Source organism: Amycolatopsis sp. NPDC104775 (genome assembly GCF_055583325.1).
Window position 1 is genome coordinate 36,215 of the sequence record NZ_JBVJOE010000004.1, and the last position, 7,274, is coordinate 43,488.

6 protein-coding genes are annotated in these 7,274 nt (G+C 73.4%); all 6 read right to left on the reverse strand.

From position 1 onward, the window contains the following. Nucleotides 1-3: 3 nt before the first annotated feature. From ACZ63D_RS18885 to ACZ63D_RS18910, 6 genes are read right to left on the reverse strand one after another with little or no spacing between them, the layout of a single operon-like run. Nucleotides 4-1,791 carry an ABC transporter ATP-binding protein gene (locus ACZ63D_RS18885; protein ID WP_465355609.1) on the reverse strand — a complete coding sequence of 596 codons (1,788 nt, stop codon included), beginning with the start codon at nucleotides 1,789-1,791 and terminating at the stop codon, nucleotides 4-6. Next, on the reverse strand, nucleotides 1,788-2,705 hold the full coding sequence (locus ACZ63D_RS18890; RefSeq protein ID WP_465355610.1) for an aspartyl/asparaginyl beta-hydroxylase domain-containing protein: 918 nt from the start codon (nucleotides 2,703-2,705) through the stop codon (nucleotides 1,788-1,790). Before ACZ63D_RS18890 ends, ACZ63D_RS18885 begins: the two co-directional genes overlap by 4 nt. 4 nt (nucleotides 2,706-2,709) lie before the next feature. Beyond that, nucleotides 2,710-4,203: a D-glycero-beta-D-manno-heptose 1-phosphate adenylyltransferase gene (rfaE2, locus tag ACZ63D_RS18895; RefSeq protein ID WP_465355611.1), complete on the reverse strand. Its 1,494-nt coding sequence runs from the start codon at nucleotides 4,201-4,203 to the stop codon at nucleotides 2,710-2,712. Beyond that, nucleotides 4,200-4,469: a phosphopantetheine-binding protein gene (locus tag ACZ63D_RS18900; protein WP_465355612.1), complete on the reverse strand. Its 270-nt coding sequence runs from the start codon at nucleotides 4,467-4,469 to the stop codon at nucleotides 4,200-4,202. The genes rfaE2 and ACZ63D_RS18900 overlap by 4 nt, the downstream gene beginning before the upstream one ends. Beyond that, nucleotides 4,466-6,094: a carbamoyltransferase C-terminal domain-containing protein gene (locus tag ACZ63D_RS18905; protein WP_465355613.1), complete on the reverse strand. Its 1,629-nt coding sequence runs from the start codon at nucleotides 6,092-6,094 to the stop codon at nucleotides 4,466-4,468. Before ACZ63D_RS18905 ends, ACZ63D_RS18900 begins: the two co-directional genes overlap by 4 nt. Continuing rightward, nucleotides 6,091-7,227 carry a glycosyltransferase family 9 protein gene (locus ACZ63D_RS18910; protein WP_465355614.1) on the reverse strand — a complete coding sequence of 379 codons (1,137 nt, stop codon included), beginning with the start codon at nucleotides 7,225-7,227 and terminating at the stop codon, nucleotides 6,091-6,093. Before ACZ63D_RS18910 ends, ACZ63D_RS18905 begins: the two co-directional genes overlap by 4 nt. Between the last annotated feature and the right edge of the window lie 47 nt (nucleotides 7,228-7,274).

Here is a 7,274-nt window from a genome sequence, read left to right on the forward strand (position 1 = left end):
CGGTCATCGCGTTCCGCCGGTGCTCGCGAGCCTGCGATACATCGGATCCGAGCGGAGCAGCTCGCTGTGCGACCCCGCCGCGCGCACGCCGCCCTCGTCGAGCACGATCACCAGGTCCGCCTGGCTGGCCACGGTCATGCGGTGGCTCACCGCCAGCACGACGCGCACCCGCGCCTGGTCCACGATCGTTCGCAGCAGGGTCTCCTCGCTGTCGGCGTCGAGCTGCGAGGTCGCTTCGTCGAGCAGCAGCACGTCCGCGTGGCGCAGCAGCGCCCGAGCCACCGCGAGCCGTTGCCGCTGCCCGCCGGAGACCGCGACCGCGCGCTCGCCGATGGCGGTGTCCAGTCCGTCCGGCAGGCTCGCGACCCAGCCGGCGAGGCCCACCGCCTGGACGGCGTCGAGCAGTTCCGCTTCGCCCGGACTCGCCGCGCCGTAGCCGATCGCCTCGCGGATCGTCGCGCCCAGCAGCGGCGCGTCCTGCTCCACGTACGCGAGCCGGCTCCGCAGCTCGCCGCGCTGGTAGGCCCTGATGTCGACGCCGTCCAGCAGCACCCGGCCCCGCTGCAGTTCCAGGAACCGCTCGACCAGGTTGAGCACCGTGGTCTTGCCGATCCCCGACGGGCCGGTCAAGACCGTGAGACCGCGCGGAACACGCACCGAGACCCCGCTGAGCACCGGCTGGTCCTCGTAGCCCGCCCACACCCCGTCCAGCGCGATCCCGGCCGGGAGCCCGCGGTCGGCGGGCGCGGGCTCCGGTCCGGCGGACGCGTCCCGGTCGTCGGGTTCGGCCGGGAGGTGCTGGATCTGCTCGATCCTGCCCAGCGCCGCGATCCCTTCCGACATCGCGCTCGCGGCTTGCGTCAGCGCGGCCGCGGGCGTCCGCAGATACGTGACGTACAACAGGAAAGCGACGAGATCGCTGACCGACATCGCCCCCGAGGCGATCCGGGCCGCGCCCATCCCCAGCGCCGTCAGGAACATGACGTCCATCAGCACCCAGCCGGTCCCGCCGGCGACCGCGTTCCAGCCCGCCGCGCGCACCCCCTGCCGGCAGGCGAGCCGGGCCTGGCCGACGACGGCGCGCGCTTCGTCCGCCTCGGTGCCGAACGCCTTGACTGTCCGGAAGGCGAGCAGGACCCGCTGCAGCTTGGTGAGCATCTCGCCGACCCCGTCCTGCGCCGCTTCGGTCGCCTTCGCCAGCCGGTGCAGGATCAGCCATTCCGCGCCGGCGCCGGCTGCCACCACCGCCAGCAGCACCAGGACCATCGTCAGATCGCTCAGCGCCATCAGCACCACGGTGGCGACCAGTACCACCGGGGCGACCGCGCCTCGGACCAGCGCCTCCGAAAGCGCGTGCTGCAACAGCGTGGTGTCGCTGCCGATCCTCGAGAGCACGTCCCCGATCGGCCGCCGCTGCACCGTGCTCACCCTGGCCCGCAGCAGCGCCTCGATCATGCCCGCCCGCGCACCGAGCACCATCCGCTGGCCGAGCTTGCCCAGTTGATAGCTGCTGGTGACGATCAGGACCCCGGAGCACAGGGCGACCGCGGCGAGCGTCAGCAGGGCGGGGACGAAGCTCGCGCTCCGCGATACCGAATCCAGCAGCCACTTCACCACCTGGGGCTGCACCAGAACGGTGGCGTAGGACAGCACCTCCAGCACCAGCAGCCCGGCCAGGGCCAGGCGCAGCCCGGGGCCTAGCCGCAGCAGAGCGGGCAGCCGCGACCAGCCGAACCGCGGCGGCCGCGGGTCCGGTCCGGGCTCGCCGGACAGCGGAACGGATCTCGTCACTCGTACCTGACCTTTCCGTCCCTCAGCTCGATCGCGGACGCGTCGGCCTCGCGCAGATGCCGGGTGACCAGGCTGGCCGCGCCGCTGTCGGCGGTGAGCCGCAGCACGCCCTCGACCAGTTCGGCGCGCTGGATCCCGCGCTCGCCCATGTACGCCTTGATCCGGTCGTCGAAAGCGGCGCGGGCGGACAGGATCCAGTCCCGGACGCTTTCGTCGAGGTCGGCGTGCGAAATGTCGAGCAGCAGCACGACGCGCGGTTCCGTGCCTTCGTGCCAGACCTCGTGCTCGAAGGAGTCGTCGAAGACCAGGCATTCGCCTTCCCGCCAGCGCAGCGTCCGGTCGCCGACGCGCATCCGCGGTCCGTCCGGGACGATCAGGCCGAGGTGGACCCGTTGCCGTGCGTTGGATCCGCCGCAGTGCGGCAGGATGTGCGTGCCCGGGTGGAGCCAGGAAAGCGTGACGACCCCCGGCCCGCCGCCGCTCGCCTCGGGGATGCCCTCGACGACGCTCGCGGTGACCGGGAACCGGTCGCAGGCGTCGGCGAAGCGTTGCCCCGCCTCGTAAAACGTCACCTGCTCCCAGCGTCCCTGCCCCAGCAGCGGCTCTTCGACCGGCAGGAAACCCCGCGCCGCCGGGTCGGCGACGGTGTCCAGTTCGGCGCGGATCCGCGGATAGCTTTCGCGCAGGTACGCGGTGAACCAGAACCGGTCCGGGTCGTAGACCGGGATCGGCGGCAGGGACGGCACGTAATGCACGGGGCGCTGCGCGGGATGGCGCCAGACGCCTTGGGCGACCGCGAGTTCCGCGCACGCCCGCGCCGCGGGCTCGTCGCCTTCGGCGAGCAGGGCCGCGATGAGGTCGGAGTACAGCCGGCGCGTCGCGTTCCCGCGCCGGGTCCCGGTGGCCGGTTGCATCGGTTCACGCCTCCTTCCGGTCCGGGCCCGGGCGCGGTCCGTCCACTGCGGACAGCGCCCGGACATCCCGGATGATCTTGCTGGTGGACAGCCCGCCGACGGTGCTCAGCAGTTCGACAGTCCCGCCGAGCCGTTCGACCAGCGGCGCTTCGGGCAGGGTCTCGCGGGTGTAGTCGTCGCCCTTGACGTAGACGTCCGGCCGCAGCGCCTCGATCAGGTCCGCCGGGCTGTCGGCGGAGAAGGGCACCACGACGTCGACACAGCCCAGCGCGGCCAGCACCCGCATCCGCTCGGTCAGCGGGATCACCGGCCGGGCGGGGCCTTTGAGCCGCCGCACGCTCTCGTCGGAGTTCACGCCCACCACCAGCAGCCCGCCGAACGCTTTCGCGCGGCTGAGCAGGGAGACGTGGCCGCCGTGCAGGATGTCGAAACAGCCGTTGGTGAACACGACGCGCGCTCCCCTGCCCTCCGCGTCGGCCAGCCACGCGGGGAGTTCGCCGCCGGCCTGGATCTTGCCGACGCCGGCCAGCCCGCGCCGCAGTTCCGCGGGATCGCAGGTCGCGGTGCCCGGCCCGCGCACCGCGGTGTCGGCGGCCGCCGAGGCGAATTCCGCGGCGGTGCCCGGATCCGCTCCGGCGGCCAGCGCCAGCGCCAGCGCCGAGGTGAAGGCGTCCCCGGCGCCGACGGCGGTCGTGGCCTCGCCCGCCGCGTAGGTGCGCAGGCTCGGCCGTCCGGTCTGCAGGACCACGGCGCCGTCCCGGTCCAGGGTGACCGCCGCCAGGTCCGCGCCACTGCGCTCCAGCAGGAGCCCGGCGTGGTCCTGGATCTGCCGCGCGCGGTCGTCTTCCGGGGCCAGCGGCGGCTGCCCGAGGAGGGCGACCGCTTCGGCGTAGTTCGGCTTGACCGCATCCGGGCGGATGGGCCGGAACGCGGCCGGGTCCCGGGAATCCACCACGAGCAGCGGACGCCGCCGCGAGGCCGCCAGCACCTCGGTCACCTCGCCGGTGAAGGTGCCGTAGCCGTAGTCGCTGGCGATGACGACGTCGCACCAGGACAGCTGTTCGGCCAGCCGCGCGGCCAGCGCCGCCGACGCGCGCCGGCCGACCGGTTCCCGGCCGCCCTCGTCCATCCTCAGCAGCATGTGCCGCGACGCCAGCACCCGGTGCTTGACCACGGTCGACCGCGAATCGTCGGGGACCAGGAGCCCGGACCCGAGCCCGGCCGCGGCCAGCGCCGCGCGCAGCCGCCGCCCGGCCGGGTCCGTCCCGGCGACGGCGAGCAGGCGCGGTTCGGCGCCGAGCGCGCGAAGATTGGCCGCGACGTTCGCCGCGCCGCCGCACCGGTCGTGCTCGCCGGTCAGGTCCAGCACCGGCACCGGGGCCTCCCGGGACAACCCGGCGGGCGTGCCGACGAGATACCGGTCCACGATGGCGTCGCCGACGACCAGCGCCCGGGTCCCCCGGACGGCGGCCGCGAGCCCGAGCAGATCCCCGGTCACGGCCCGGCCTCCTCGCCGTCGAGGGCGAGCACCCGTTCGGCCATGCCCGCGACGGTCTGGGTTTCGAGCAGGACGCGGACGGACAGGTCCGTGCCGAGCCGGTCGGCGAGCGCGTTCACGATCCGCACGGCGGCGATCGAATCGCCGCCCAGGTCGGCGAAACGATCCGTGCGGCCGATCCGCTCGCGCTGGAGCACCTCGCGCCACACGCCGGTGAGCTCCCGTTCCAGCCTGCGCCGCCGGAACCACGCCGGTCCCCGGATCACGGCCGCCTCCGCCTGGTCACGACGGTGTTCGGCAGGACGAGGTGGTCGAGCCCCGCCTCCAGCAGGGTCCGCACGGCGTCCTCCGGGGTCTCCGCGATCGGCTCGCCTTTGGTGTTCAGGCTCGTGTTCAGCACCATCGGCACTCCGGTCCGGTCCTCGAAGGCGCGGATCAGGTCGTAGTAGGCCGGGTTGTCCTCGCGGCGGACTGTCTGCAGCCGCGCGGTGCCGTCCACGTGCGTGACCGCGGGAACCGACGGCCGGCGCACCGCGCCTGCCCGGAGCATGAACGGGCTGTCCGCCAGGCCGAACCACTCGGCCGCCCGCTCGTTGCGCACCGACGGGGCGAACGGCCGGAAATGCTCGCGCAGCTTGATTTCCGCGTTCAGCCGGTCTCGCATCGTCGGGCTCCGCGGATCGGCGAGGATGCTGCGGTGGCCGAGCGCGCGGGGCCCGATCTCCGAGGCGCCCTCGTACCATCCGACGACCGCGCCCGCGGCGATCAGGTCCGCGGCCCGGCCCGCGTAGTCGTCGACGACCTCCACCGACAGCTCGTCCGCGTGCGCGCGCAGGGCGCGCTGTTCCGCCTCTTTCGGATACTGCCGGACCGAGTACATCAGCTCGGTGTTGCGGTAGGGCCGCCTCGGATTGCCCAGCACGTGGTGCCAATGCCACAGGGCGGCGCCGATCGCGGTCCCGTCGTCCCCGCAGGCGGGATGGAAGTGGACGCGCTCGAACTCCGACGCGGCGAAGGCGGGCTCGGTGGCGACCACGTTCAGCGCGGTCCCGCCCGACAGGCACAGATTGCGGCCGATGCCGTTGCGGGCGGCGACCGGTCCGAGTTCGGCGAACAGCGCCATCAGCTGGACGTCCAGGCCGCGCTGGATGTAGTAGGACAGGCGGGCGTTGAGCTCCCGGCCGCCCGCCGCGACCGGCACCGGGTCCTGGTCGGCCAGCGCGACCAGTTCGTCGAACCGGGAGATCTTGGCGGGGTCGAAGCCCGCCGGGTCGTCGAGCGCGCCGTAGGGGGCCAGCCCCATCACCTTGCCCGCGCCCACGATGCTCGACCCGAACTGCAGTTCGGCGACGTAGCAGTAGCCGATGCCGGCGGTGAACCACGAGTCGAAGTCCTGCCGCAGCGCCACCAGCTTGGTGCCGCGCCCCAGGTACGCGCGGCAGCCGGTGGGATCGATGGCCACCGAGACCGCCGTGTCGAACGGCGAGGTGTAGAAGCTCGCGGCCGCGTGCAGCAGGTGGTGTTCCGGGTTCACCGTGCACGGGATGCGGACCCCGTCGATGGAAACCCGCGCGTTGCGCTGGTCCACCCAGAATTCCAGCCACGTCTCCTTCAGGTCGGAACCGTGCAGCAGCGGGATGTCCGGCGAGTCCATCGAATGCAGGTTGCACAGCAGCACATGGTCCACATCGGACAGTGCCAGCCCCGCTTGGTCCAGCAGTTCGGCCAGGTCCGCCGCGCGCAGCCCGGGATGTTTCTTGCGCCGCGAGTACCGCTCGGTGGCGACGAAGCCGGCTATCCGGCCCTCGGACAGCAGAACCGCCGCGCCGTCGTGGTTGAAGTTGACCGCCAGGATGTTCCGCACCGCAGCCCCGGCGTTCGCAGCGGTCATAGCGGAACCTCGATTCGCGGTGCGCTGGACTGCCCGAGCCGCCGCGAAACCGCCGCCCAGACCCGGTCCACGGAAAGGTCGGCCAGGCATTTCGGATAGGGGCCGCCGGCGGAGACGTACGCCAGGGCGCAGTCGTGCTCGCAGCGGCGGGCGGCGAGCGCGCCGGCCGGGTTGGTCGCGGCCTGGCAGGGATAGCGCAGGGAAACCCCGGTGTGGTGCGGATAGACGCGGGCCCAGAGGAACTCGGTGCCAGTCGGGCCGTACAGGACGACCGCGGGCGTGCGCACCGCCGCGGCCACGTGCGCCAGCGACGAATCGTTGCCGAGCAGCAGATCCGCCTCGGCGAGCAGGTTCGCCGTCCGGTCGAGCGTGGCGTTCGTGATCACCTCGACGCCGGTGCCAGGCCGATCCGCGGCGATCGCCTCCGCGAGCAGGTGCAGATCGTCGCGTTCGGACCGGTCGCCGAGCAGATAGCAAGCCGCGCCGGCGTGCCGGGCCGCGAGCCGGCACAGTTCGGCGTACTTCCCGAGCGGCCAGCGCCGGTTCCAGTGCGGGGACCCGCCGGGATGCACGGCCAGCCGCGGCGTCCCGGGCCCGAGTCCGGGCGGCGGCTCTCCGCTGCGCGGCAACGGCGGCACCGTCTCGCCGGGGCGGAGCGGACCGGGCAGGCCGAGCGCCGAGGCCAGGGCCGCGGCGTGGTCGAACAGGTCCGGCCTGCCGAACAGCGGGCGCGGCAGCCGCAGCGGATGGGTCAAATCGCCTTCGCCGTCCCCGGGGCCCGGCACGCCGAGCCGGACCGGGATCCCGGCCCGGCGCGCTTCGGCCGCGCCCAGTCCCCGGCTGTCCGGGTCGACGAAGCACGCCTGCGCGCCGAGTTCGGCCAGGCGCGCGGAGAACCGCGCCCATCCTCGCGAGTCCTCCTCGCCGGGATCGGGGCACGGCAGCACTCCGGTGGCGTAGCTGTGGCGCCCGAAGAACTCCGCGAACCGCGCCGCCACCGTCGCTCCGGTCGTGACGGTGAGCCCGGCCGAGGGAAAAGCCCGCCGCAGCAAGGAGAACGCGATATTGCGCTGCACGAGGTCGCCGAGCCCGGGCCCGGCCAGCCGCGCGAACACGCAGATCTGCGACACCATCGCTCTCGCTTTCCGTGGTTTCCGTGGTGTGCGCCCCGCCTCACGCG